The following is a 23,896-nucleotide window of genomic DNA, read 5'->3' as shown; positions in this document are numbered from 1 at the left end:
TAGCTATTCTACATCATGCCGCCCATTCCGCCCATGCCACCCATGTCAGGCATTGCAGCACCTTGACCAGCTGGTTCTGGCTTGTCAGCTACGACAGCTTCTGTAGTTAAGAACATTGCAGCTACTGAACCTGCGTTTTGTAATGCAGAACGAGTAACTTTAGTTGGGTCAACGATACCAGCTTCAATCATGTTTACCCATTCGCCGTTAGCAGCGTTGAATCCTGTTCCTACTGGTTCGTTTTTCAATTTTTCAACGATTACGGATCCTTCTAGACCTGCGTTGAATGCGATTTGACGAACTGGTTCTTCGATCGCGCGTAGAACGATATTGATACCAGTTGCTTCGTCGCCTTCTGCTTGGATAGCAGCTACTTTATTGTATACGTTTAGAAGTGCTGTACCACCACCTGCTACGATACCTTCTTCCACAGCAGCGCGAGTAGAGTTTAGAGCATCTTCGATACGTAGTTTGCGTTCTTTTAATTCTGTTTCTGTTGCAGCACCAACTTTCACTACTGCTACACCACCAGAAAGTTTTGCAAGACGTTCTTGTAATTTTTCACGGTCAAATTCAGAAGTAGTTTCTTCTAATTGAACACGGATTTGATTTACACGTGCTTGGATATCTTCTGTTGAACCAGCACCTTCTACAATTGTTGTAGTTTCTTTTGTGATTACTACTTTTGCAGCGCGACCTAATGATTCAATAGATGTTGTCTTAAGCTCTAAGCCAAGATCTTCTGTAATTACTTGACCGCCTGTTAAAACAGCGATATCTTCTAGCATTGCTTTACGACGATCACCGAATCCAGGAGCTTTAACAGCTACTGCAGTGAACGTACCGCGAAGTTTGTTTAATACTAATGTAGCATTTGCTTCGCCTTCAACGTCTTCGGCAACGATTAATAATGGTTTACCTTGTTGAACAACTTGCTCTAACACTGGTAAAATTTCTTGAATGTTTGTAATCTTTTTATCTGTAATTAAGATATATGGATTTTCAAGAACAGCTTCCATTTTATCTGAGTCAGTTACCATGTAAGGTGATACATATCCACGGTCGAACTGCATACCTTCTACTACGTCTAGCTCAGTAGTGAAACCTTTTGATTCTTCGATTGTGATAACACCATCGTTACCAACGCGTTCCATTGCTTCAGCAATTAATTGTCCTACTTCTTCATCTGCAGAAGAAATAGCAGCAACTTGTGCAATAGAAGCTTTGCCTTCGATTGGTTTAGAGATAGCTTTTAATTCCTCAATCGCAGTTGAGATTGCTCTGTCCATCCCTTTACGGATACCCATTGGGTTAGCTCCAGCAGTAACGTTTTTAAGTCCTTCACGAATCATTGCTTGTGCTAGAACTGTTGCTGTTGTTGTACCGTCTCCAGCAACATCATTTGTTTTGCTTGCTACTTCTGCAACTAGTTTTGCACCCATGTTTTCAAACGCATCTTCTAATTCGATTTCTTTTGCAATTGTTACACCATCATTTGTAATAAGTGGTGAACCATATTTTTTCTCAAGAACCACGTTGCGTCCTTTTGGTCCAAGCGTTACTTTAACAGCGTCTGCTAGAGCGTCTACCCCACGCAGCATTGCACGGCGAGCTTCTTCACTAAATTTAATATCTTTAGCCATTTTGAAAAACCTCCTCAAGTATTGTTATCTCATGTATTTTTATAATCAGTAATCTCTTATGTTAAAATAAAATTAGCCAATAATAGCTAAAATGTCGCTTTCGCGAAGGATTAAGTATTCTTTCCCTTCGTACTTCACTTCAGTACCAGAGTATTTTGAGAAGATAATGCGGTCATCAACAGATACTTCAAGCGCAGCACGTTCTCCGTTGTCTAGTACACGACCAGTTCCTACAGCTACTACTTTACCTTCTTGAGGCTTTTCTTTAGCAGAGTCTGGTAATACGATACCACTTGCAGTTTTTTCTTCTGTTTCAACAAGCTCAATAATAATGCGATCTCCTAATGGCTTTAACAAGTGAAACAACCTCCTCAAATTATATACAAATTTTTATTATTAGCACTCAATCACAATGAGTGCTAACACAATTATTATATTAATTAATCTTTTCTCAGAATGCAAGAGACAAGACTTATTTTTTTGTAAATTTTTTTCTAGTTGCTTTTGCCCTTACAAAGTATATACCTTTACGCCTTAAATATTCATTCTTTCTATTATTTTAGTTGCTACTATTTGAAACAAAGCACTCCTTATTAGTAGAATAGAAAGTATGATTGTCTGTTATCTTCAATATAATAAGACAGATTAGGTTAGATATAATTCCTTTGTCACAAACTTTTAAACCATCATTATTTAAAGGAGCTTTTATTTTGAAAAAAGAATATTGGATTATCATCATAGCTTACATTGCCATGCAGCTCTCTACTTTTGTTGGAGTTCCTGTTATTCTCTTTATCGCTGGTTTGCTTGGATATAACCCAGCATCTAAAGCGATTCAATTTCAATCTAACATTATTTGGTTGATATTTAGTTTTGTCGTTACCCTTATAATCTGTCTTTTTCTGTTAAGAAAAGAAATGAGAAATCCAATGCGCTCCGATATGATGAATATTCCTTCTTCTATCGGCTGGGCAATTGGGGGGATTTTTCTATCTTTATTTGCACAAACCTTTGCAGGCATAATCGAACGACTATTAGGCATAGAAGCTGGATCGGAAAACACAGAGCAAATCATGCAGCTTATTAATGCTGCACCTCTTGTCATTATCGTAGTAAGTGTGATTGGACCCATTCTCGAGGAAATAGTGTTTCGTAAAATTATTTTCGGCTCCCTATATAAGCGGTTCGGATTTTTTATCTCTGCACTAATTAGTTCCCTTATCTTTGCGGTTGCTCATAGAGATTTCACCCATATTCTACTATATGCAAGCATGGGATTTACATTTGCTTTCCTATATGTGAGGACCAAAAGAATCCTTGTGCCGATCTTCGCTCATGTCGCAATGAATTCGTTCGTAGTTATCATGCAATTAAACTATGATAGAATTATCGAATGGCAGGAAAAGTACTCAGGCGTCACACACTTTATTGGAGGATTTTTATAAAATGAGAAGATCACCGCTATTTTCAGGAATTATATATATTATATTTGGAGCTTTCTTTATATACTTTGCAGTACATGATTTACAACGAAACCAAGAATGGGGATTCTATACATATTTACTAGTCATCCTCGCAACCTTTGATATCGGTTCAGGAATTAAGCTAATCAATTTTCACTTTTTCCTGAAAAAAAACCAACGCGATACTAAAAAACCAAAACAATAATCGAAAGGCAATTTACAGGAGATGAGCAAACGAAGATTACCCTTAATAGAGCTGATTAGAGTAGAAGTCCGTTGACTTCTATTGGAAATCAACGAGTACAATTTTCTTTAAAAAAATGCGTGTATAAGAATGTAGTTCCCTCTACACTCTTATACACGCATTTCCTTTTTATTCTTCCGTTTCCTCAACCTCTACTTCTACTTCCGCATCCGGAGTAGGATAATGTTTTAAGAAATAAACAAGAGATTGCAGCTCTACTGCTAAGTCAATATGATGAACTCGTACATTTGATGGCACATTTAGACGAGCAGGAGTAAAGTTCAATATTCCTTTAATATTACTTTCCACTAAACGATCAGTAATTACCTGAGCAGCACTTGCAGGAACCGTTAATATCGCCACTTCTACTCCATTTTCTTGTAGAACTTTCTCTAGATCATCCATATGATGAATCGGCACATCGTTCACTAAAGTGCCAATCTTTTCTTCTATCACATCGAATCCCACTTCTATTTTTGTGTTATTATTTTTTAAGAAGTTATATTTTAAAAAGGCAACCCCAAGATTACCAACACCAATTAAAGCAACCTTTGTTAGTTCATCTTGATCTAATGTTTTACGGAAAAATGACAATAAATAGTTTACATTATAACCATATCCCTTTTTTCCAAGAGCACCAAAATAAGAAAAATCCCGTCTTATTGTAGCAGAATCAACCTTTACTGCTTCACTTAATTCAGCGGAAGACACTCTCTGCTTTCCCGATGAATGTAAGTTTTTTAAAAAACGATAATATAATGGTAACCGCTTCGCTGTTGCCTGCGGTATCTTCATTACCTCATTATGCATACTTATCCCCTACCTATATTTAAAAATTAGCAGTTATTTCTACTGCTCTCTTTTGTAATTGCCGCTTTTTCCACCTGATTTCTCAACTAAATAGGTGTGCCCAATTACCATCCCTTTATCCATGCTTTTACACATATCATAAATAGTTAACGCTGTAACAGAAGCAGCAGTTAAGGCTTCCATTTCCACACCCGTACTCCCAACTGTCTTTACCGTTGCTGAAATAATTAGGTGGAAAAATCCTGCCTCTTCTTCCCATCGAAACGATATATCGACACCCTTCAACATAATTGGGTGACACATAGGGATAATATCAGCCGTTTTCTTAGCAGCCATTATTCCTGCCACTTGCCCAACAGCTAAGACATCCCCTTTTTTGATTTCTAAATTTGTGATTTTCTGATAGATTTCTTCCCTTACTTTAATGCTAGATTGAGCAGTAGCTATGCGAACGGTTTCACTTTTTTCTGAGATATCAACCATTTTTGCACGGCCCTCATGATTAAAATGTGTAAACTCCCCCATAATAACACCTCTAAGCAAAATGATACACTATTTTAAAGAGAATGTGTATTTATTATCACTTTTTTCCCATTTCACCTTTATTGCAGTATAACGTATTTTTAGGTTACACTTATGGTACATAATCCCCTGAGGTGAAGAAATGATACTATTACAAGTAAATCAGCTAACCAAACACTTTGGAGCTGAACTTATCTTATCAAATATAAAATTAGAAGTACAAGCAAGAGATAGAATCGCTCTCGTGGGAAGAAATGGTGCCGGGAAGTCTACCTTATTAAAAATAATTGCAGGACAACTGTCTTATGACTCTGGTGAAATCATAAAACCGAAAAATGTCGAAATAGGCTATCTCGCCCAAAATACAGGGCTTGAATCAAATCTTTCCATTTGGGATGAGATGTTAACTGTATTCCACGAACTTCAAATTAAAGAGAAGCATTTAAGAAAACTGGAACAACAGATGTCGGATCCTGGCACTATCGAGAACCCAGATGCTTTTGAGAAAATTTTAAAAGAATATGACAATCTGCAATACGAATTTAAGGAAAGTGGCGGCTATCAATACGAAGCAGATATTCGTTCCGTTTTACACGGACTTAACTTTAATACATTCGATTACAGCACTAAAATTTCCTCTTTAAGTGGTGGGCAGAAAACAAGACTGGCATTAGCTAAACTACTGCTTACGACACCAGATATTTTAATTCTAGATGAGCCGACTAACCATTTAGATATTGAAACACTTTCCTGGTTAGAGCAATACTTGCAAGGCTATAAAGGAGCCGTCTTAATCGTTTCCCATGACCGTTACTTCCTTGACAAAGTAGTAACACAAGTCTATGAAATATCCAGACATCATATTCAAAAGTTTCTCGGTAACTATAGCGGTTATCTTGAGCAAAAAGCAGAAAATTATGAGCGTGAAATGAAACTTTATGAAAAGCAGCAAGATGAAATTGCCAAACTAGAAACATTTATTCAAAAAAACTTAGCACGTGCATCTACTACCAAAAGAGCACAAAGCCGTAGAAAGACATTGGATAAAATGGAACGGATGGATCGTCCAGACGGAAATGAAAAATCAGCTTCTTTTGGGTTTGAAATTACAAAACAAACAGGAAATGATGTTTTAAAAATGGATGATCTTTCTATTGGTTATATAGATAATACTGTATCCAAACACATATCCTTCCAAATAAAACGAGGAGATAGCGTGGCATTAGTCGGACCAAATGGTGTTGGTAAATCTACTTTATTAAAGACAATTATTGAAAAGCTGCCAAAGCATGCTGGCTCCATTTCACTTGGATCAAATGTCATGCTCGGCTACTATGATCAAGAACAAGCAGAATTGACATCAAACAAACGCGTATTAAATGAATTATGGGATGACTTCCCACTAACTCCTGAAAAAGATATCCGAACAGTGCTTGGTAACTTCTTATTCTCTGGTGATGATGTTTTAAAAACAGTTAACTCATTAAGCGGCGGGGAAAAAGCGCGTTTAGCATTATCTAAATTAATGATGGAAAAACCCAATGTATTAATTTTGGACGAGCCAACTAACCATTTAGACTTAGATAGTAAAGAAGTACTGGAGAATGCTCTAATTGATTATCCGGGCACCATTTTATTTGTTTCACATGATCGTTATTTTATAAATAGGATTGCAACAAAAGTGATTGAATTAAGTGCAGAAGGATCTACAGAATTTCTAGGTGACTACGACTATTATGTGGAAAAAAAATTAGAACAAGCAGAGATTAAAGCATTGGAAGCAACGGCTTCTATTCAGGTTGAACGTGACAATGGTACAGAAGAAAAGACATCTTACCAGATGGATAAGGAAGCCAAAAAGCTAGAAAGACAAAGAATAAGAAGAATTGAAGAAATTGAAACAACGATCGAAGAACTAGAATTAAAAGTATCAGAACAGGAAACTCTCCTATGTGAACCTGAAATCTTTCAGAATCATGCTAAGGTTTTAGAGTTAAATAACAGCCTTGAACAGTTAAAAGGTCAAATTGATCGTTTAATGGATGAATGGACCGAATTGTCAGATAAGTAAAAAGTACTGGGTATACCAATACCCAGTACTTTTTTTCCACATTATTATCCACATATTAAAGAGTTATTATATAAGCTTTCCACATATTTACCCACATTATCCACAAAACGATAATAAGTTATACACAATATCCACATAATATGTATATAACATCATATTTATTCACAATTACACTTTTCTATGCATATAAGTAAAAAGACTTATTCCTACACATTGTGGATAGTTATATCTAATCCTGGATTTCCGTTTAAATCCAGGTGTGCTCGCTGTCCTTTTTCGAAGAAAACTGTGCCAGCTGCTGCTATCATTGCTGCATTATCTGTACATAAAGATAATGGAGGAATGGTTAACTTAACTGAATCTAACTGTTTAAATTTCTCTGCAAGTACTGTTCTTAAACCCTTGTTAGCAGCAACACCGCCCGCTAATACAACTTGTTTTACCTTGTATTCCTTTGCTGCTTCCAAAGTCTTTGAAACTAATACATCCACTACACTTTCCTGAAAACTAGCAGCCAAGTCCTCTGGTCTAATAACTTCACCACGTTGTTCAGCGTTATGCACAGTGTTGATAACTGCTGATTTTAATCCACTGAAACTAAAATCATACGTACCTTCTATCCATGCTCTTGGAAGCTTAACAGCTTTTGGGTTTCCTTCTCCTGCTAATCGATCAATATGAGGTCCACCTGGATAAGGAAGCTGGAGCGTCCTTGCAACTTTATCATATGCTTCGCCAGCCGCATCATCCCTTGTTTCTCCAATAACCTCAAAATGGCCATGCTCTTTCATTAACACTAATTCGGTATGTCCACCAGAAACCACAAGAGCTAATAAAGGAAATTCTAAGTTATCCACAAGTCGATTAGCATATATATGTCCTGCAATATGATGTACACCAACTAAGGGGATATCATGTGCAAAACTTATTGCTTTAGCTGCATTTACCCCTATTAAAAGAGCACCTACTAAACCAGGACCTTCTGTTACAGCAATAGCATCAATATCCTCATAGCTTATCTCTGCTTTTGAGAGGGCCTCTTCAATCACAATCGTAATTTGCTCCACATGATGTCTCGAAGCAATTTCGGGAACTACTCCGCCAAATCGTTTATGACTTTCTATTTGAGAAGAAACAATATTAGAAAGGATTTCTGTCCCGTTTTTTACAATAGAAACAGCCGTTTCATCACAGCTTGTTTCCATGCCCATTATTATTACATTATTATTCTTCATAATTTCACCCACATTACTAAAGCATCTTCTTGATTATCTGTATAATACTTCTTTCTGATTGCTCCATTTTGAAATCCAAGTTTTCTATATAAATTTTGTGCTACTTCATTAGTTACACGAACTTCTAGTGTCATAGTAGTTGCACCAAGCTTTCTTGCTTCTTCCATAATCTTTGTAAGCAGCATTTCACCAAGTTTTTTCCCTCTGAAATCAGGCAGAATAGCGATATTTGTAATATGTGCTTCATCTACAACAATCCATACACCACAATATCCAACAAGCCCGTCTTCATATTGGATGACAATATATTTTGCAAACCGATTTTGGGTCAGCTCATTATAAAAAGCCTCTTTGCTCCATGGAGTACTAAAAGAAATCGTTTCGATTTTAAAAACATTATCGATATCCGCGACTGTCATATTGCGAAATTCAAATGTTGACATTATCCCCTGTCTTCCTTTTTCTCTATTTTATTTGCCTTCAACCAATTGGCCTCTGCTTCTGCTAAGCGAATATAATTAGGGGTAAACGTATGTATCGCTTCTCCCTCTCTAGCTTCTCCTAACATTGCAAGGATAGACGGTCTAGGATTAAAGTCCACAGCATCGGTTAACTGAGCAAACTCTCCTAATCCTTCTGTTAAGATATCTTGGTGTATAGGTAAGTCATTTCCTACAAACAATATTCGCTGTTTTAATGGGACAAGTTCCTCTATCCAATCAGTTGAAAGGATTAACTGATCATTTTTTACGATCTCAATATCATTTCTGCTAAATTGATAAAGTCCTGTGTAAATCTGTCCTCTTCTTGCATCAAATAAGGGAGAAACATATCCATCAAAGTATCTTCCCACAGATGCAGCAAGCACTTCTAAACTAGAAACACCCACAAGTGGGATGTTCAATGTCCAAGCCAGTGTTTTCGCAATGGTAACACCAATACGCACTCCTGTATAAGATCCTGGACCTTTTGCTACCACGATTTTAGAAAGATCCTTTGGTTTAATATCACAGTCCTTCATTAACTGTTCAATTGCTGGCATTGCTCTAATCGAATGATTCTTTTTTAGGTTTGTAATATACTCCCCGATTACCTTCCCATTCTCATATAAGGCAACCCCTAAAACAAAATTTGATGTATCTATTGCTAATATCTTCATGAAAATAACTCCTTACATAATTGCATATAACGGGAGCCCTTAGGTGATAAGACAATTTTTCTTCCCGATGTATTATCATAATATAAGTTAATCTGCAGATAATCCACTGGTAGCTGCTCCTCAATCAAATGGGCCCATTCCACTACTGTAACGCCTTCTCCTTCAAAGTACTCATCAAATCCTAAATCCTCATCGCTATCCTTTAAACGATAAACATCCATATGATACAATGGTAATTTCCCTTGATACTCTTTAATTATTGTAAAGGTGGGACTATTAACTGTTTTAGTTATCCCTAATCCTTTCGCTATTCCCTTTGTAAAAGTTGTTTTGCCAGCTCCTAAATCACCTTCTAAAGTGATTACATCTCCTGCTTGTAAAAGCCATGCAATCCGCTCCGCAAAACCAATTGTTTCTTCCGCATTATCTGCCTTCCATTCAAAGTTATTCATAAATTACTCCTAATACAAATTTAATAATGGTATTATCTTTTATTATACTCAATTACCCACTGAGTCTAAAGCTAGTCTTTTGTTTTTTGAGGGAAACCTTCTGATCTTGCTTCTTTATTTTTAATTTAGTTATCCACAGTCTCTCCATTAAAAAAAATCCTAGACGAACAAAAAAATCCTTAGGTTTTATTCCTAAGGATTTTTCATTGTTTGATTGCGGGGACAGGATTTGAACCTGCGACCTTCGGGTTATGAGCCCGACGAGCTACCAGACTGCTCCACCCCGCGACGATATAAAATAATAAAAGCCTAGCGACGTCCTACTCTCACAGGGGGAGAACCCCCAACTACCATCGGCGCTGAGAAGCTTAACTTCCGTGTTCGGTATGGGAACGGGTGTGACCTTCTCGCTATCGCCACCAGACTATTTAATTTTTGAGGTTATTCCCTCAAAACTAGATTATGAAGTAAAAGAAAGAACAAGTAATCTTTCTTAGCTTACGCTAAGATTATTTTAGTTAAGTCCTCGATCTATTAGTATCAGTCAGCTCCACATGTCGCCACGCTTCCACCTCTGACCTATCAACCTGATCATCTTTCAGGGATCTTACTAGCTTGCGCTATGGGAAATCTCATCTTGAGGGGGGCTTCATGCTTAGATGCTTTCAGCACTTATCCCTTCCGCACATAGCTACCCAGCGATGCCTTTGGCAAGACAACTGGTACACCAGCGGTGCGTCCATCCCGGTCCTCTCGTACTAAGGACAGCTCCTCTCAAATTTCCTACGCCCACGACGGATAGGGACCGAACTGTCTCACGACGTTCTGAACCCAGCTCGCGTACCGCTTTAATGGGCGAACAGCCCAACCCTTGGGACCGACTACAGCCCCAGGATGCGATGAGCCGACATCGAGGTGCCAAACCTCCCCGTCGATGTGGACTCTTGGGGGAGATAAGCCTGTTATCCCCGGGGTAGCTTTTATCCGTTGAGCGATGGCCCTTCCATGCGGAACCACCGGATCACTAAGCCCGACTTTCGTCCCTGCTCGACTTGTAGGTCTCGCAGTCAAGCTCCCTTGTGCCTTTACACTCTACGAATGATTTCCAACCATTCTGAGGGAACCTTTGGGCGCCTCCGTTACTTTTTAGGAGGCGACCGCCCCAGTCAAACTGCCCACCTGACACTGTCTCCCACCCCGATCAGGGGTGCGGGTTAGAATGTCAATACAGCCAGGGTAGTATCCCACCAATGCCTCCACCGAAGCTAGCGCTCCGGCTTCCAAGGCTCCTACCTATCCTGTACAAGCTGTACCAAAATTCAATATCAGGCTGCAGTAAAGCTCCACGGGGTCTTTCCGTCCTGTCGCGGGTAACCTGCATCTTCACAGGTACTATAATTTCACCGAGTCTCTCGTTGAGACAGTGCCCAGATCGTTACACCTTTCGTGCGGGTCGGAACTTACCCGACAAGGAATTTCGCTACCTTAGGACCGTTATAGTTACGGCCGCCGTTTACTGGGGCTTCAATTCAGAGCTTCGCACTAACGTGCTAACCCCTCCTCTTAACCTTCCAGCACCGGGCAGGTGTCAGCCCCTATACTTCGCCTTGCGGCTTCGCAGAGACCTGTGTTTTTGCTAAACAGTCGCCTGGGCCTATTCACTGCGGCTCTCGCAGGCTTGCACCCGCAAGAGCACCCCTTCTCCCGAAGTTACGGGGTCATTTTGCCGAGTTCCTTAACGAGAGTTCTCTCGCTCACCTTAGGATTCTCTCCTCGCCTACCTGTGTCGGTTTGCGGTACGGGCACCCTAAATCTCGCTAGAGGCTTTTCTTGGCAGTGTGGAATCAGGAACTTCGGTACTATATTTCCCTCGCCGTCACAGCTCCGCTTATGTGGTAATGGGATTTGCCTCATTACCAGCCTAACTGCTTGGACGTGCTAATCCAACAGCACGCTTACCCTATCCTCCTGCGTCCCCCCATTGCTCAAACGATTTAAAGGTGGTACAGGAATATCAACCTGTTGTCCATCGCCTACGCTTTTCAGCCTCGGCTTAGGTCCCGACTAACCCTGAGCGGACGAGCCTTCCTCAGGAAACCTTAGGCATTCGGTGGATGAGATTCTCACTCATCTTTCGCTACTCATACCGGCATTCTCACTTCTAAGCGCTCCACCAGTCCTTACGGTCTAGCTTCAACGCCCTTAGAACGCTCTCCTACCACTGACATCAAAGATGTCAATCCACAGCTTCGGTGATACGTTTAGCCCCGGTACATTTTCGGCGCAGAGTCACTCGACCAGTGAGCTATTACGCACTCTTTAAATGGTGGCTGCTTCTAAGCCAACATCCTGGTTGTCTAAGCAACTCCACATCCTTTTCCACTTAACGTATACTTTGGGACCTTAGCTGGTGGTCTGGGCTGTTTCCCTCTTGACCACGGATCTTATCACTCGTAGTCTGACTCCCAAGAATAAGTATTTGGCATTCGGAGTTTGTCTGAATTCGGTAACCCGATGGGGGCCCCTAGTCCAAACAGTGCTCTACCTCCAATACTCTAAATCTTGAGGCTAGCCCTAAAGCTATTTCGGAGAGAACCAGCTATCTCCAAGTTCGATTGGAATTTCTCCGCTACCCACACCTCATCCCCGCACTTTTCAACGTGCGTGGGTTCGGGCCTCCATCCAGTGTTACCTGGACTTCACCCTGGACATGGGTAGATCACCTGGTTTCGGGTCTACAACCACATACTATTTCGCCCTATTCAGACTCGCTTTCGCTGCGGCTCCGTCTCTTCAACTTAACCTCGCATGTAATCGTAACTCGCCGGTTCATTCTACAAAAGGCACGCTATCACCCATAAAAGGGCTCTAACTACTTGTAGGCACACGGTTTCAGGATCTATTTCACTCCCCTTCCGGGGTGCTTTTCACCTTTCCCTCACGGTACTGGTTCACTATCGGTCACTAGGGAGTATTTAGCCTTGGGAGATGGTCCTCCCTGCTTCCGACGGGATTTCTCGTGTCCCGCCGTACTCAGGATACACTCAAGAGGGAACGAAGTTTCGACTACAGGGTTTTTACCTTCTACGACTGACCTTTCCAGATCGATTCGTCTACCCCGTTCCTTTGTAACTCCATATAGAGTGTCCTACAACCCCAAGAGGCAAGCCTCTTGGTTTGGGCTAATCCCGTTTCGCTCGCCGCTACTCAGGGAATCGCGTTTGCTTTCTCTTCCTCCGGGTACTTAGATGTTTCAGTTCCCCGGGTCTGCCTTCAGTACCCTATGTATTCAGGTAAAGATTCTATCCCATTACGGATAGAGGGTTTCCCCATTCGGAAATCTCTGGATCAAAGCTTACTTACAGCTCCCCAAAGCATATCGGTGTTAATCCCGTCCTTCATCGGCTCCTAGTGCCAAGGCATCCACCGTGCGCCCTTTCTAACTTAACTTAGTTTCGACCAAAGATAAGCGGCGTATCTCTTCGTCAAGCTTCTTCACTCTGCTCCTCACGTACTGTCGTACGCTCCGGTGCTCGTTCGGTCGCTTCCTTGATCTACTTGCTTCTCTTTGCTCTCCAATCTTTGAAGGAGTATTCGTTTAATACGACTACTTTCCAAAGAAGTAATTCTCTAAAATAGAGAATCTAAGATGGCGATTACTCGGTTTCTTTCTTGGTTCTTACATAATCTAGTTTTCAAGGAACAATCAGGCTTATTAAGCCTTTCATTTTGAGGAATTGCTCCCTCAAAACTGAACAACAAATCGTCAACAATCTTTGATGGAATGTAAATTCCATTTTCCTTAGAAAGGAGGTGATCCAGCCGCACCTTCCGATACGGCTACCTTGTTACGACTTCACCCCAATCATCTATCCCACCTTAGGCGGCTGGCTCCAAAAGGTTACCCCACCGACTTCGGGTGTTACAAACTCTCGTGGTGTGACGGGCGGTGTGTACAAGGCCCGGGAACGTATTCACCGCGGCATGCTGATCCGCGATTACTAGCGATTCCAGCTTCATGTAGGCGAGTTGCAGCCTACAATCCGAACTGAGAATGGTTTTATGGGATTTGCTCGACCTCGCGGTTTTGCTGCCCTTTGTACCATCCATTGTAGCACGTGTGTAGCCCAGGTCATAAGGGGCATGATGATTTGACGTCATCCCCACCTTCCTCCGGTTTGTCACCGGCAGTCACCTTAGAGTGCCCAACTGAATGCTGGCAACTAAGATCAAGGGTTGCGCTCGTTGCGGGACTTAACCCAACATCTCACGACACGAGCTGACGACAACCATGCACCACCTGTCACTCTGTCCCCCGAAGGGGAACGTCCTATCTCTAGGAGTGTCAGAGGATGTCAAGACCTGGTAAGGTTCTTCGCGTTGCTTCGAATTAAACCACATGCTCCACCGCTTGTGCGGGCCCCCGTCAATTCCTTTGAGTTTCAGCCTTGCGGCCGTACTCCCCAGGCGGAGTGCTTAATGCGTTTGCTGCAGCACTAAAGGGCGGAAACCCTCTAACACTTAGCACTCATCGTTTACGGCGTGGACTACCAGGGTATCTAATCCTGTTTGCTCCCCACGCTTTCGCGCCTCAGCGTCAGTTACAGACCAAAGAGTCGCCTTCGCCACTGGTGTTCCTCCACATCTCTACGCATTTCACCGCTACACGTGGAATTCCACTCTTCTCTTCTGCACTCAAGTCCCCCAGTTTCCAATGACCCTCCACGGTTGAGCCGTGGGCTTTCACATCAGACTTAAAGGACCGCCTGCGCGCGCTTTACGCCCAATAATTCCGGACAACGCTTGCCACCTACGTATTACCGCGGCTGCTGGCACGTAGTTAGCCGTGGCTTTCTGGTTAGGTACCGTCAAGGTACAAGCAGTTACTCTTGTACTTGTTCTTCCCTAACAACAGAGTTTTACGATCCGAAAACCTTCATCACTCACGCGGCGTTGCTCCGTCAGACTTTCGTCCATTGCGGAAGATTCCCTACTGCTGCCTCCCGTAGGAGTCTGGGCCGTGTCTCAGTCCCAGTGTGGCCGATCACCCTCTCAGGTCGGCTACGCATCGTCGCCTTGGTGAGCCGTTACCTCACCAACTAGCTAATGCGCCGCGGGCCCATCTGTAAGTGACAGCGTAAACCGTCTTTCAGCTTTTCCTCATGAGAGGAAAAGGATTATCCGGTATTAGCTCCGGTTTCCCGAAGTTATCCCAGTCTTACAGGCAGGTTGCCCACGTGTTACTCACCCGTCCGCCGCTAACTTTAAAAGCAAGCTTTTAAAGTCCGCTCGACTTGCATGTATTAGGCACGCCGCCAGCGTTCGTCCTGAGCCAGGATCAAACTCTCCAATAAAGAGTTGATTAGCTCATTGCTAAACTCTAGCTTTTTGTTACTTTTTTGTTTTATAACGCTAGTTATAAAACGATTATTGTTGACGTTTGTTTGTTCAGTTTTCAAAGAGCAATAAAATAAAATGGAGCGGGTGATGGGAATCGAACCCACGACATCAGCTTGGAAGGCTGAGGTTTTACCATTAAACTACACCCGCATAATAAGAGTGATATTCTTTTTTTACTTGACGAACATTCATGGTCGGGAAGACAGGATTCGAACCTGCGACCCCTTGGTCCCAAACCAAGTGCTCTACCAAGCTGAGCTACTTCCCGAATATGGCGCGCCCGAAAGGAGTCGAACCCATAACCTTCTGATCCGTAGTCAGACGCTCTATCCAATTGAGCTACGGGCGCATATTTCCGAAAGCGACTTTATAATCATACAATATTTTTTATCGGCTGTCAACACTTTTTTTGATGCGGCCGAGAGGACTTGAACCTCCACGGGGTTAACCCCCACTAGGCCCTCAACCTAGCGCGTCTGCCATTCCGCCACGACCGCACTATAAGAGATGATCCATTGTACATTCATAAATCTGTTTCGTTCATTAATTAGATGGTGCGGGTGAAGGGAGTCGAACCCCCACGCCTTGCGGCGCTAGATCCTAAGTCTAGTGCGTCTGCCAATTCCGCCACACCCGCTTGTTCTAATATATAATGGTGAGCCATGGAGGATTCGAACCTCCGACCCTCTGATTAAAAGTCAGATGCTCTACCGACTGAGCTAATGGCTCTTGGCTGGGCTAGCTGGATTCGAACCAACGAATGACGGAGTCAAAGTCCGTTGCCTTACCGCTTGGCTATAGCCCAATATTAAATATAAATGGCGGTCCGGACGGGACTCGAACCCGCGACCTCCTGCGTGACAGGCAGGCATTCTAACCAACTGAACTACCGGACCAAACTTTTTATAAAATAACAAATGACCCGTACGGGATTCGAACCCGTGTTACCGCCGTGAAAGGGCGGTGTCTTAACCGCTTGACCAACGGGCCATAATACCAAATCGCTTTCTGGCGGAGAAGGAGGGATTTGAACCCTCGCGCCGCTTACGCGACCTACACCCTTAGCAGGGGCGCCTCTTCAGCCTCTTGAGTACTTCCCCAAAAAAATGGCTCCGCAGGTAGGACTCGAACCTACGACCGTTCGGTTAACAGCCGAATGCTCTACCACTGAGCTACTGCGGAATAATTTCTATCGACGTATTTGTTATCAAACGAAACAATTACTAGCAGCATTATAATGACTGCTCTCTTGTCGACTCTTTACATTATAAGGACATATAAATAATAAGTCAAGCACCTTTTGAAACTTTTTTTAAAACAAAATCCATCCATCTATAATTACTTATCTATCTGAATCACTTCTTCTAATTTTAATCTTCCCTTACATTTCCCACAAACATACTTTTTTATATCCATTCTTTTTCTTCTCGTATATTGCTGTTTACAAGAAACACAAGAATAAATAAGTATTCGCTTTGAGTTACCTTTCTTATTTCCAACTGGTAAAGGTGAACAATATCTTGGGCCACCTACCATTTTTAGAAGAGACTTAAAATCAGCATCCTTGTGCTGATATCCTTTGTTTAATAAATGAAGATGATAATGACATAATTCATGTTTTATAATCCCTACTAATTCATTTAAACCCATCAGATCATAATATATTTTATTGATTTCAATATTATGAGTGCTTAACAAATATCTTCCACCAGTGGTTCTTAATCGTGGATTAAAGATTGCTTTATGCTCAAAGTTTCTTTTAAAGTAATCCCACGATATATCCTCCACTAACTTTTGTAATTCCTCATTTGTCATCGTACCGCTCATTCCTCCTCAACAAGACAAACTATTATAGCATACAATAGTTTTATAACTTACTAAAACGTACACAATCATGTAATCAAGTTAAATAAAAAATTCTATATTCCCACCTTAAACTAGGCAATTTTCTACCTTTTTTAGTTATCGGCATGAAAAGCTAAAGTGAATTTTCTATTTCAGCCTAGCCAAATCAAAAAAATAAGGAGTGGATATAATGCCTAATTGGTTACAAAACCAAATCAAAAAAGCTTTCTATGAAAAAAATAGCTATCAAGTAAAGCTGTTGAATCAATGTTGGTATTACTATCGCCGTAAAAATGCTGCTAATTAACTTTTCATTATAAAATGAACTCATTTTCTTTTCATAAACTAAGAATACCTGCGTTATCTCTTCCATCAACGCAGGCTTCTTTTTATTATTATTTTTCTTCTTTTGGTTTTAGCATTGTTAGTGCTACTCTTCCTTTATTATGGTCGACGCTGTCTACCCAAACAGTAACAACATCTCCCACACCTACTATATCAAGGGGATGCTTTACAAACTTATTGCTCAGCTTCGAAATATGAACCAAGCCATCTTGCTTTACACCAATATCTATAAATGCCCCAAAATCAACTACATTTCGAACAGTTCCTTGTAGCTCCATGCCCGTTTGCAGATCCTCTAGTTTCAATACATCTTTTCTTAATAATGGTGCAGCTAAATCGTCACGTGGATCTCGGGATGGACGAACTAATGCCTCAATAATATCCTTTAGCGTTAATTCCCCTATATTAAGTTCCTGTGCACTTTCCTTCAGATTAACCTTTGTTAATGCTTCCCTTAAAGCTGTAGTACCAATATCTTTTGTTTTAAATCCTAATGTAGATAAGAGTTTTTTTACTTCATCGTAATGCTCTGGATGTATGCCCGTTCTATCTAAAGGCTCCTCTCCATCCAATACACGTAGGAAACCAATTGCCTGTTCATATGTTTTTGCACCTAGGCGCGGTATCTTCTTTAATTGTTTGCGACTTATGAATTTCCCTTCTTCTTCTCGTTTCTTTACGATATTATTAGCAACCGCTTTGGAAAGACCCGCAACATATTGTAACAGAGAAGAAGATGCTGTATTTACATTAACACCAACTTGGTTAACTGCTGTTTCTACTACAAAGTGCAATGATTCTGCTAATTTTTTTTGAGATACATCATGTTGATATTGACCAACTCCAACGGATTTCGGGTCAATTTTAACCAATTCAGCAAGCGGATCTTGCAGTCTTCTCGCTATCGATACAGCACTTCTTTCTTCTACTTGGAAATCCGGAAACTCTTCTCTAGCAATTTCTGAAGCAGAGTATACACTCGCTCCCGCTTCATTTACTATTAAATAATAGATTTCTTTATTTTGCTTTTTTAGCATATCTGCTACAAATTGTTCCGTTTCTCTTGAAGCAGTACCATTACCAACTGCAACCATTTCAATATCATATCGATCTAAGATTTCTTGGAACTTTGCTTTCGCTTCTACTGTTTTAGATACAGGCGGATGAGGATAGATAACCCCTATTTCTAATACTTTCCCTGTTTCATCTACTACCGCTAATTTACAGCCTGTCCGATATGCTGGATCTACTCCAAGAACCATTTTCCCTTTTAGAGGTGGCTGTAATAATAGATTCCGAAGATTTTCTGAGAAAATGTGTATCGCCTGTTCTTCCGCTTTCTCGGTTAACTCATTTCTTATTTCCCTTTCGATGGATGGTTGAATAAGACGTTTATAGCCATCCTCAATAGCTTCTTTTATGATTAAGCCTTCAGGGGATTGGGCATTTGTTAACCACTTTTTCTCTAAGTATTCCGTAATTACTTCTATCGGAGCAACGATGGCTACTTTTAAAACATCTTCTTTTTCTCCTCTATTTAATGCTAAAGTTCGATGAGGGACAATTTTATTTATTGGTTCTTCATATTCATAGTACATTTCATAAATATTTTTTTCGTCCTTCTCTACCTTTTTAGCGGTTGACTGAATTTTCCCAGTAAGCATTGTCTTACTTCTTATCCATTTTCTGCTCTCTGCATCATCTGATATCTGTTCTGCCAGTATATCTTTCGCTCCATTTATTGCATCCTCAATGGATAAAACTTCTTTTTCCTCCGAGATATATTTATTTGCTTCTTCTTCTAAAGAATTTTTCTTTTCTTTACTAACTAACCATTCTGCAAAAGGCTCCAACCCTTTTTCTTTAGCAATCGTTGCTTTTGTTCGACGCTTTTGTTTATACGGACGATATAAATCCTCTACTTCTTGCAGCTTAATTGCCTTTATAATATTGTTATGCAGCTCTTCTGTGAGCTTCCCCTGTTCCTCAATTAAACGAATAACTTCCTCTTTTCGTTGTGCCAAGTTTTGAATATATGTATACCGATCAATGATATCTTTTATTTGCACCTCATCTAGTGCCCCTGTTTGTTCTTTTCTATATCTAGCAATAAAAGGAACGGTATTTCCATCTTCTATTAATGTAATAACACTTTTCACTTGTTTAATTGATACACTCTGTTCTTTTGCTATAATCGCTAAATAGTTCTGTCCTTTTTCCTGTTCCAAAACCTTCTCCATAACACCATATCCTTTCTAGATTCGTCGAACATCACGTAAATTATTATTCCTATTATCTTTCTATACGAAAGTAATACCTTTTATTTTGATCTATCTCTATTTTAGCAAAAGGTTCTTGGAAAACATATTATCAACATAAAGGAAATTACATCCCTTCCTTTCTCTTTTTATTTTACTAGCTTATAGGTGTTCAATATCGAAGCAAAGGATACGATTAAATGAGCGAACTTCCATTTCGAACAAAAAAAAGCTTACTTTTCAAAGTAAGCTTCCTAGTATAAAAGTAGAATCATCGTTAGAGTTATTATATTTCCCAATAATATCATTTGCTATGGACCTAATAGGTAAATAGCCTTTTAGCAAATTTTTAATTCCTTGAATATTAAATCCATCGGAAAAAACAAGAAATTTAGCATGGTTTTCAAAAGTAAAACGTTGTGTATGATAATGTTGTGGTCTTCCTGACAAATACCCCGTTACCGGGAGTGGATACGTCAGTTCACCTGAAGGAGAATAAAGAAAGAATCGTATGTTGCCTACACAACTGTATACAATTGTCTTAGAAGCATAGTTTATTTTAAAAACACAAACAGCAGCCCCTCTTTTCTTTACAAGAACATTATTGGATAGTTCCATTAATTCATCTACAGATTTGGCATGGTTTTCTTTAATTATCTCCGTAACTGCAACGGATGCCTCGTTTGCATATTCACCACTACCAAGTCCATCCGCTAATACACAAATAAAGTATTCATCCGTTGATGTATAAAAAAAACTATCTCCACAAAGGGTTTTCCCTTTCTTGCTAGTCTGGTAGGAAAGCACATGAACATTATTGTCTTTCAACTCATTCATAAGATAAACTCCGAATTACTGGTCTCCGCCTGAATTGCTTCTTGTAGCTTTTTGATGGCTCTTCTCTGAAGCCTAGAAACATGCATCTGAGAAATGCCAAGCTTCTCTCCAGCTTCCTTCTGACTAAGATTATCCAAGTATGTATATTGAATAATACTCTTTTCTCTCTCTGTTAGTACATGCAGTACTTTTTCAAGAACTAACTTTTGATTTACTTTTTCAAAGCCTTGATCTACATCTCCGACAATATCTAGAAGTGTAACAGTTCCACCTTCCGAATCTGCTTCAATCGAATGATCAACAGACAATGCTTGATAACTTCTTCCCATTTCCATTGCTTCTAATACTTCTTCTTCGGAGACATCTAAATAATCGGCGATTTCATCCACCTTTGGAGAACGCTGTAAATCGGTAGTAAGCTGCTCAACCGTCTTCTTTATTTTAGGACCAAGCTCTTTTATTCTTCTGGGTACATGAACACTCCAAGTTTTATCTCTTAAAAACCGTTTAATTTCTCCAATTATGGTTGGAACCGCAAAGGCTTCAAAACTTTTTCCAAAGCTTTCATCATAGCGATGAATAGCACCTATTAATCCAATGATTCCAACCTGTGTAATATCCTCATGAAACATTTTACCTTTAGAATATTTTCGTGCCAGCATTTCTACTAAATCACGATAATTTATAACAAGCGCTTCTTGCGCCTTCTCATTTTGGGTACTTTGAAAATCTTTAATTAAAGCATTTACTTCTTCTTTTGATAAATGGCGATTAGGTTGAGATTGTTTCTGCATCCCTCTCCACCTGCTCTCCTTCGAGGTATTTTGTCATGAAAACAGTTACCCCGTTATTATGGTGAATCTTGACTTCATCCATTAATGTTTCGATCAAGTATAGGCCAAGTCCTCCTTCACGAAGAAATTCCACCGACTCATCCTGCTCATACGGACCCAAATCCTTTGTAGTGGAATGAAAGTCAAAACTTTTCCCATTATCGGCTACAATGACTTCCAAGCGATCATTATATAATCGAAATCCAACTAAAACTTCTCCTGCGTCTTTATTTTTATACGCATGTTGCACAGCGTTTGTACAGGCTTCACTTGTAGCTATCTTTAAGTCTTCAATTTCATCGTAGCTAAAGCCCATTCTGCTTGCAATTCCAGACAATGTTAAGCGAATAATCCCAACATACTCCGGTTTAGAAGGAATTTTCATTTCGATGTACTCAAAATGACTCATTGTATTCCACCTTCTATCTTGCTATTTATGTCTATAATGTCTGCTAATCCAGTTATTTCAAACAGTCTGATTAAGCGGCTTGATAGACCTACTAACTTAAATTCACCATTATTTGCTCGAACATTCTTAAATATGCCTACAAATACACCTAAACCAGTACTATCCATATAATTTACATCTGATAAATCAATTATCATTTTCATTCCTTCTTTTTCAGAAAAGGAATAAATCCGCTCCCTTAATTTCGGAGCAGTATACGCATCAATTTCACCAGAAACCTTAACTTCTACATCCAATTCTTTTTCTTTTACATCTATTATGATATTCATCCCGACCCACCTTCACATTATTACGATATTGTCATATACCCCATTAGAGGTACCATTAAACTTCTCTTTTAAAAATAATTAAAGTAAAATCATCACGTAATTGAAAATCTTGAATTTTTTCTAATTCCTTAAAGACATTTTCTACAATATTCTGTGCATCTAAATGCATATGTTTCCTTATGTATCCAAGAAGCGTTTCTTTTTCAATAAAGCCTTCCTTTGTTCTACACTCGGTTACTCCATCTGACATTAAAACAATCATGTCTCCTGGATAAATTTGCTTTTCAAACTGCTGATATTTCGTCCTTTTATCAACACCCAGCAATAATCCCTTAGTCTTCAGCTCACTAAACTGTTTCGTTTCCGCTTGATAATATAAGCCAGGCTCATGACCAGCTGAGGCATAATGAAATACATGTGAAAGCACATCATATGCTCCGTAAAACATGGTAATAAACATACTAGGATCTACATTTTGTTCTACGACCCTATTTAAATTTTCTAAAACATTGCTTGGTTTATTCCTATTTTCCGGAAGACTGTCCATCGCATACTTAATCATCGACATACACATAGCAGCAGGAATACCCTTCCCTATCACATCTGCAATGGCAATGTTAATAATCTGATCATCATCATGAACAAAGTGATAATAATCGCCATTCATCATTTTAGCCGGCACACTTATTGCCCCAATATCTAATCCATCGACCTTTGGAATATCTGTGCTTAATAAAGTTTGCTGTACATTTGCTGCTATTTCCATTTCGCTTCTTAACTCTTGCTGAACATGACGCAAGCTTTGATGTTCTCTATAAGCAAATCCATAGCCTATCATAACCTCTAAAAGGATATCAAAGGATTTTGTTACATATCCAGGTATATCTGGATATAAATCCATCAGAATAGATTTATGTAAACTGATTATATCTTCTGGTGATATTTTTTGTTCAATTGATTTCCTACTAAACTTTTGCCCTTGATAAAGAGCTTGTTCAGATTCATCTTTAATATAGTTCACAAGAAGATCTCGATATTTAGATTCCATCATTTCACGGAAATCCATTATCTCCCCCCCTATCTTAGCCACTTCACCGCCTGGATTTCTGTTCCATCGCCAATAGAGGTTTTAATATCAAACTCATCCATCAAACGTTTCACACCTGGCAATCCGGCTCCTAACCCGCCAGAAGTAGAAAAACCATCTTGCATCACTTGTCTAATATCCTTAATTCCAGGACCACTATCCATCGCAATTAGTTTTAAACCAGCTTTCCCATTATCAAAAAGCTTTTCTATACAAATCTGTCCTTGACCAGCATATAAATATATATTTCTTGCTAATTCACTAATTGCTGTGGTTATCCGGGCTTGATCAACGGTACCGAAGCCGAGCTCTTTGGCGAGGTTTCTGCCTAATTGTCGAGCGGCAACAATATCCCATTCATTTATAATTTTTACACAGGATTGGTCTCCCATAGGTCAGTCCTCCAATTCCTGTTGTAATTTCTCCAAACCTTTTTCTAGATCTAAGGCAGTTAAAACATCGTTTAAACTGATACCTAGCTCTACTAAGGTGATGGCAACAGCAGGTTGAATCCCTGTCAGTACCACCTTAGCCCCCATTAGCTTCGACATACCGATAACATCACCTAATACTTTTGCAATAAATGAGTCTATAAAATCAATAGAAGTTAAATCAATGACTACCCCGTTCGCACTGGTCTCATGGATTTTATTTAATAAATCCTCCTGAAACTGAAGGGCTGTTTGGTCATCTAATTCCCATTGAATGGATACTAGTAAGTAGTCATAAAGTTTTAATATTGGTATTCTTACTCTATTCACCCAAAACCAACCAACTTTCTTTTAATATATTTTTTACACACTTATCCATCCCGCGTTAGGGATCCTCTATTTAGATGGAAGAAAAACTAAAATAAAGCAAGAGCTTCCCTTGGTAAACATAAAGATTATAAAAAATTTATCCATCCGTAATCACCAATTTAATTGCTCCATATTTCCTGAGTTACTTCCTTCA

General features: G+C 39.8%; 21 protein-coding genes, 12 tRNA genes and 3 rRNA genes. 4 read left to right on the top strand and 32 right to left on the bottom strand.

Annotation, left to right across the window (positions count from 1 at the left end; genetic code table 11):
- Positions 1-8 precede the first annotated feature (8 nt).
- Both groL and groES read right to left on the bottom strand, forming a co-directional pair.
- Positions 9-1,643 (bottom strand): chaperonin GroEL, encoded by a 1,635-nt coding sequence (gene groL, locus NX902_RS02405; RefSeq protein ID WP_047943331.1) that lies wholly within the window; start codon positions 1,641-1,643, stop codon positions 9-11.
- Positions 1,644-1,715: 72 nt separating this feature from the next.
- Entirely contained in the window at positions 1,716-2,000 is a 285-nt protein-coding gene (groES, locus tag NX902_RS02400) for a co-chaperone GroES (RefSeq protein WP_047943330.1), read from the bottom strand.
- Between the two features lie 353 nt (positions 2,001-2,353).
- Between groES and NX902_RS02395 the strand changes: the two genes are divergently transcribed.
- Together NX902_RS02395 and NX902_RS02390 are read left to right on the top strand one after the other, a co-directional pair.
- Positions 2,354-3,088, top strand: a complete 735-nt coding sequence (locus tag NX902_RS02395) for a CPBP family intramembrane glutamic endopeptidase (RefSeq protein ID WP_095332938.1) — start codon at positions 2,354-2,356, stop codon at positions 3,086-3,088.
- A 1-nt stretch (position 3,089) separates the two neighbouring features.
- A complete protein-coding gene (locus NX902_RS02390; protein ID WP_095332936.1) occupies positions 3,090-3,311 on the top strand; it encodes a YdiK family protein in 222 nt (73 codons plus the stop codon).
- 168 nt (positions 3,312-3,479) lie between these two features.
- On the opposite strand, the gene NX902_RS02385 is transcribed toward NX902_RS02390, so the two are convergent.
- Positions 3,480-4,160 carry a redox-sensing transcriptional repressor Rex gene (locus NX902_RS02385; RefSeq protein WP_123260057.1) on the bottom strand — a complete coding sequence of 227 codons (681 nt, stop codon included), beginning with the start codon at positions 4,158-4,160 and terminating at the stop codon, positions 3,480-3,482.
- Positions 4,161-4,199: 39 nt separating this feature from the next.
- The gene (moaC, locus tag NX902_RS02380) at positions 4,200-4,685 is read right to left on the bottom strand and encodes a cyclic pyranopterin monophosphate synthase MoaC (RefSeq protein ID WP_095332932.1); all 486 of its coding nucleotides are present in this window, start codon (positions 4,683-4,685) and stop codon (positions 4,200-4,202) included.
- A gap of 139 nt (positions 4,686-4,824) precedes the next feature.
- Between moaC and NX902_RS02375 the strand changes: the two genes are divergently transcribed.
- Positions 4,825-6,753: an ABC-F family ATP-binding cassette domain-containing protein gene (locus NX902_RS02375; RefSeq protein WP_341160528.1), complete on the top strand. Its 1,929-nt coding sequence runs from the start codon at positions 4,825-4,827 to the stop codon at positions 6,751-6,753.
- 206 nt (positions 6,754-6,959) lie between these two features.
- Here NX902_RS02375 and tsaD read toward each other — a convergent pair whose 3' ends face one another.
- The 20 genes from tsaD to NX902_RS02275 all read right to left on the bottom strand — a co-directional run bounded on the left by tsaD (position 6,960) and on the right by NX902_RS02275 (position 16,814).
- Positions 6,960-7,988 (bottom strand): tRNA (adenosine(37)-N6)-threonylcarbamoyltransferase complex transferase subunit TsaD, encoded by a 1,029-nt coding sequence (tsaD, locus tag NX902_RS02370; protein WP_341123601.1) that lies wholly within the window; start codon positions 7,986-7,988, stop codon positions 6,960-6,962.
- Positions 7,985-8,431, bottom strand: a complete 447-nt coding sequence (gene rimI, locus NX902_RS02365; protein WP_095332926.1) for a ribosomal protein S18-alanine N-acetyltransferase — start codon at positions 8,429-8,431, stop codon at positions 7,985-7,987. The genes tsaD and rimI overlap by 4 nt, the downstream gene beginning before the upstream one ends.
- Positions 8,431-9,147: a tRNA (adenosine(37)-N6)-threonylcarbamoyltransferase complex dimerization subunit type 1 TsaB gene (gene tsaB, locus NX902_RS02360; protein WP_047943322.1), complete on the bottom strand. Its 717-nt coding sequence runs from the start codon at positions 9,145-9,147 to the stop codon at positions 8,431-8,433. The genes rimI and tsaB overlap by 1 nt, the downstream gene beginning before the upstream one ends.
- Entirely contained in the window at positions 9,144-9,599 is a 456-nt protein-coding gene (gene tsaE / locus NX902_RS02355; protein WP_123260058.1) for a tRNA (adenosine(37)-N6)-threonylcarbamoyltransferase complex ATPase subunit type 1 TsaE, read from the bottom strand. Before tsaE ends, tsaB begins: the two co-directional genes overlap by 4 nt.
- 214 nt (positions 9,600-9,813) lie before the next feature.
- A tRNA-Met gene (locus tag NX902_RS02350) sits at positions 9,814-9,887 on the bottom strand.
- Positions 9,888-9,906: 19 nt separating this feature from the next.
- A 5S ribosomal RNA gene (gene rrf / locus NX902_RS02345) occupies positions 9,907-10,023 on the bottom strand.
- A 90-nt stretch (positions 10,024-10,113) separates the two neighbouring features.
- A 23S ribosomal RNA gene (locus NX902_RS02340) occupies positions 10,114-13,049 on the bottom strand.
- A 356-nt stretch (positions 13,050-13,405) separates the two neighbouring features.
- A 16S ribosomal RNA gene (locus NX902_RS02335) occupies positions 13,406-14,953 on the bottom strand.
- The 16S, 23S and 5S rRNA genes sit together here with 12 tRNA genes alongside, the layout of an rRNA operon.
- Positions 14,954-15,075: 122 nt before the next feature.
- Positions 15,076-15,149 (bottom strand) — tRNA-Gly (locus tag NX902_RS02330).
- A 41-nt stretch (positions 15,150-15,190) separates the two neighbouring features.
- Positions 15,191-15,267: transfer RNA gene (locus tag NX902_RS02325), tRNA-Pro, on the bottom strand.
- Positions 15,268-15,271: 4 nt separating this feature from the next.
- Positions 15,272-15,348, bottom strand: a tRNA-Arg gene (locus NX902_RS02320).
- A 64-nt stretch (positions 15,349-15,412) separates the two neighbouring features.
- Positions 15,413-15,496, bottom strand: a tRNA-Leu gene (locus tag NX902_RS02315).
- A 55-nt stretch (positions 15,497-15,551) separates the two neighbouring features.
- Positions 15,552-15,636, bottom strand: a tRNA-Leu gene (locus NX902_RS02310).
- A gap of 16 nt (positions 15,637-15,652) precedes the next feature.
- Positions 15,653-15,728: transfer RNA gene (locus NX902_RS02305), tRNA-Lys, on the bottom strand.
- A 1-nt stretch (position 15,729) separates the two neighbouring features.
- Positions 15,730-15,804, bottom strand: a tRNA-Gln gene (locus NX902_RS02300).
- A 14-nt stretch (positions 15,805-15,818) separates the two neighbouring features.
- Positions 15,819-15,895: transfer RNA gene (locus NX902_RS02295), tRNA-Asp, on the bottom strand.
- 22 nt (positions 15,896-15,917) lie between these two features.
- A tRNA-Glu gene (locus NX902_RS02290) sits at positions 15,918-15,989 on the bottom strand.
- 19 nt (positions 15,990-16,008) lie between these two features.
- A tRNA-Ser gene (locus tag NX902_RS02285) sits at positions 16,009-16,099 on the bottom strand.
- A 7-nt stretch (positions 16,100-16,106) separates the two neighbouring features.
- Positions 16,107-16,181, bottom strand: a tRNA-Asn gene (locus tag NX902_RS02280).
- A 156-nt stretch (positions 16,182-16,337) separates the two neighbouring features.
- Positions 16,338-16,814: a SprT family protein gene (locus NX902_RS02275; protein ID WP_341161069.1), complete on the bottom strand. Its 477-nt coding sequence runs from the start codon at positions 16,812-16,814 to the stop codon at positions 16,338-16,340.
- Between the two features lie 220 nt (positions 16,815-17,034).
- Between NX902_RS02275 and cmpA the strand changes: the two genes are divergently transcribed.
- Entirely contained in the window at positions 17,035-17,151 is a 117-nt protein-coding gene (gene cmpA / locus NX902_RS02270; protein ID WP_095331003.1) for a cortex morphogenetic protein CmpA, read from the top strand.
- 88 nt (positions 17,152-17,239) lie between these two features.
- Here the strand turns inward: cmpA and NX902_RS02265 are convergent, their stop codons facing one another.
- From NX902_RS02265 to NX902_RS02230, 8 genes are all read right to left on the bottom strand, one after another.
- On the bottom strand, positions 17,240-19,429 hold the full coding sequence (locus tag NX902_RS02265) for a Tex family protein (RefSeq protein WP_341160527.1): 2,190 nt from the start codon (positions 19,427-19,429) through the stop codon (positions 17,240-17,242).
- Between the two features lie 258 nt (positions 19,430-19,687).
- On the bottom strand, positions 19,688-20,284 hold the full coding sequence (locus NX902_RS02260) for a PP2C family serine/threonine-protein phosphatase (RefSeq protein WP_095331007.1): 597 nt from the start codon (positions 20,282-20,284) through the stop codon (positions 19,688-19,690).
- Positions 20,281-21,078 (bottom strand): RNA polymerase sigma factor SigB, encoded by a 798-nt coding sequence (gene sigB, locus NX902_RS02255; RefSeq protein WP_047944172.1) that lies wholly within the window; start codon positions 21,076-21,078, stop codon positions 20,281-20,283. Before sigB ends, NX902_RS02260 begins: the two co-directional genes overlap by 4 nt.
- Positions 21,056-21,526, bottom strand: a complete 471-nt coding sequence (gene rsbW / locus NX902_RS02250; RefSeq protein WP_047944173.1) for an anti-sigma B factor RsbW — start codon at positions 21,524-21,526, stop codon at positions 21,056-21,058. Before rsbW ends, sigB begins: the two co-directional genes overlap by 23 nt.
- Positions 21,523-21,855, bottom strand: a complete 333-nt coding sequence (locus tag NX902_RS02245) for an anti-sigma factor antagonist (protein ID WP_095331009.1) — start codon at positions 21,853-21,855, stop codon at positions 21,523-21,525. Before NX902_RS02245 ends, rsbW begins: the two co-directional genes overlap by 4 nt.
- Before the next feature lie 55 nt (positions 21,856-21,910).
- On the bottom strand, positions 21,911-22,921 hold the full coding sequence (locus NX902_RS02240) for a PP2C family protein-serine/threonine phosphatase (RefSeq protein ID WP_047944176.1): 1,011 nt from the start codon (positions 22,919-22,921) through the stop codon (positions 21,911-21,913).
- 11 nt (positions 22,922-22,932) lie between these two features.
- Entirely contained in the window at positions 22,933-23,334 is a 402-nt protein-coding gene (locus NX902_RS02235; RefSeq protein WP_047944177.1) for an anti-sigma regulatory factor, read from the bottom strand.
- A gap of 3 nt (positions 23,335-23,337) precedes the next feature.
- A complete protein-coding gene (locus NX902_RS02230; protein ID WP_047944178.1) occupies positions 23,338-23,703 on the bottom strand; it encodes an STAS domain-containing protein in 366 nt (121 codons plus the stop codon).
- Between the last annotated feature and the right edge of the window lie 193 nt (positions 23,704-23,896).

It is taken from the genome of Niallia sp. FSL W8-0954, from assembly GCF_038005605.1.
GTDB lineage: Bacteria > Bacillota > Bacilli > Bacillales > Cytobacillaceae > Niallia > Niallia circulans_A.
The sequence above is the reverse complement of the archived record's forward strand: the minus strand, read 5'-3'. Positions and strand labels throughout refer to the sequence as shown.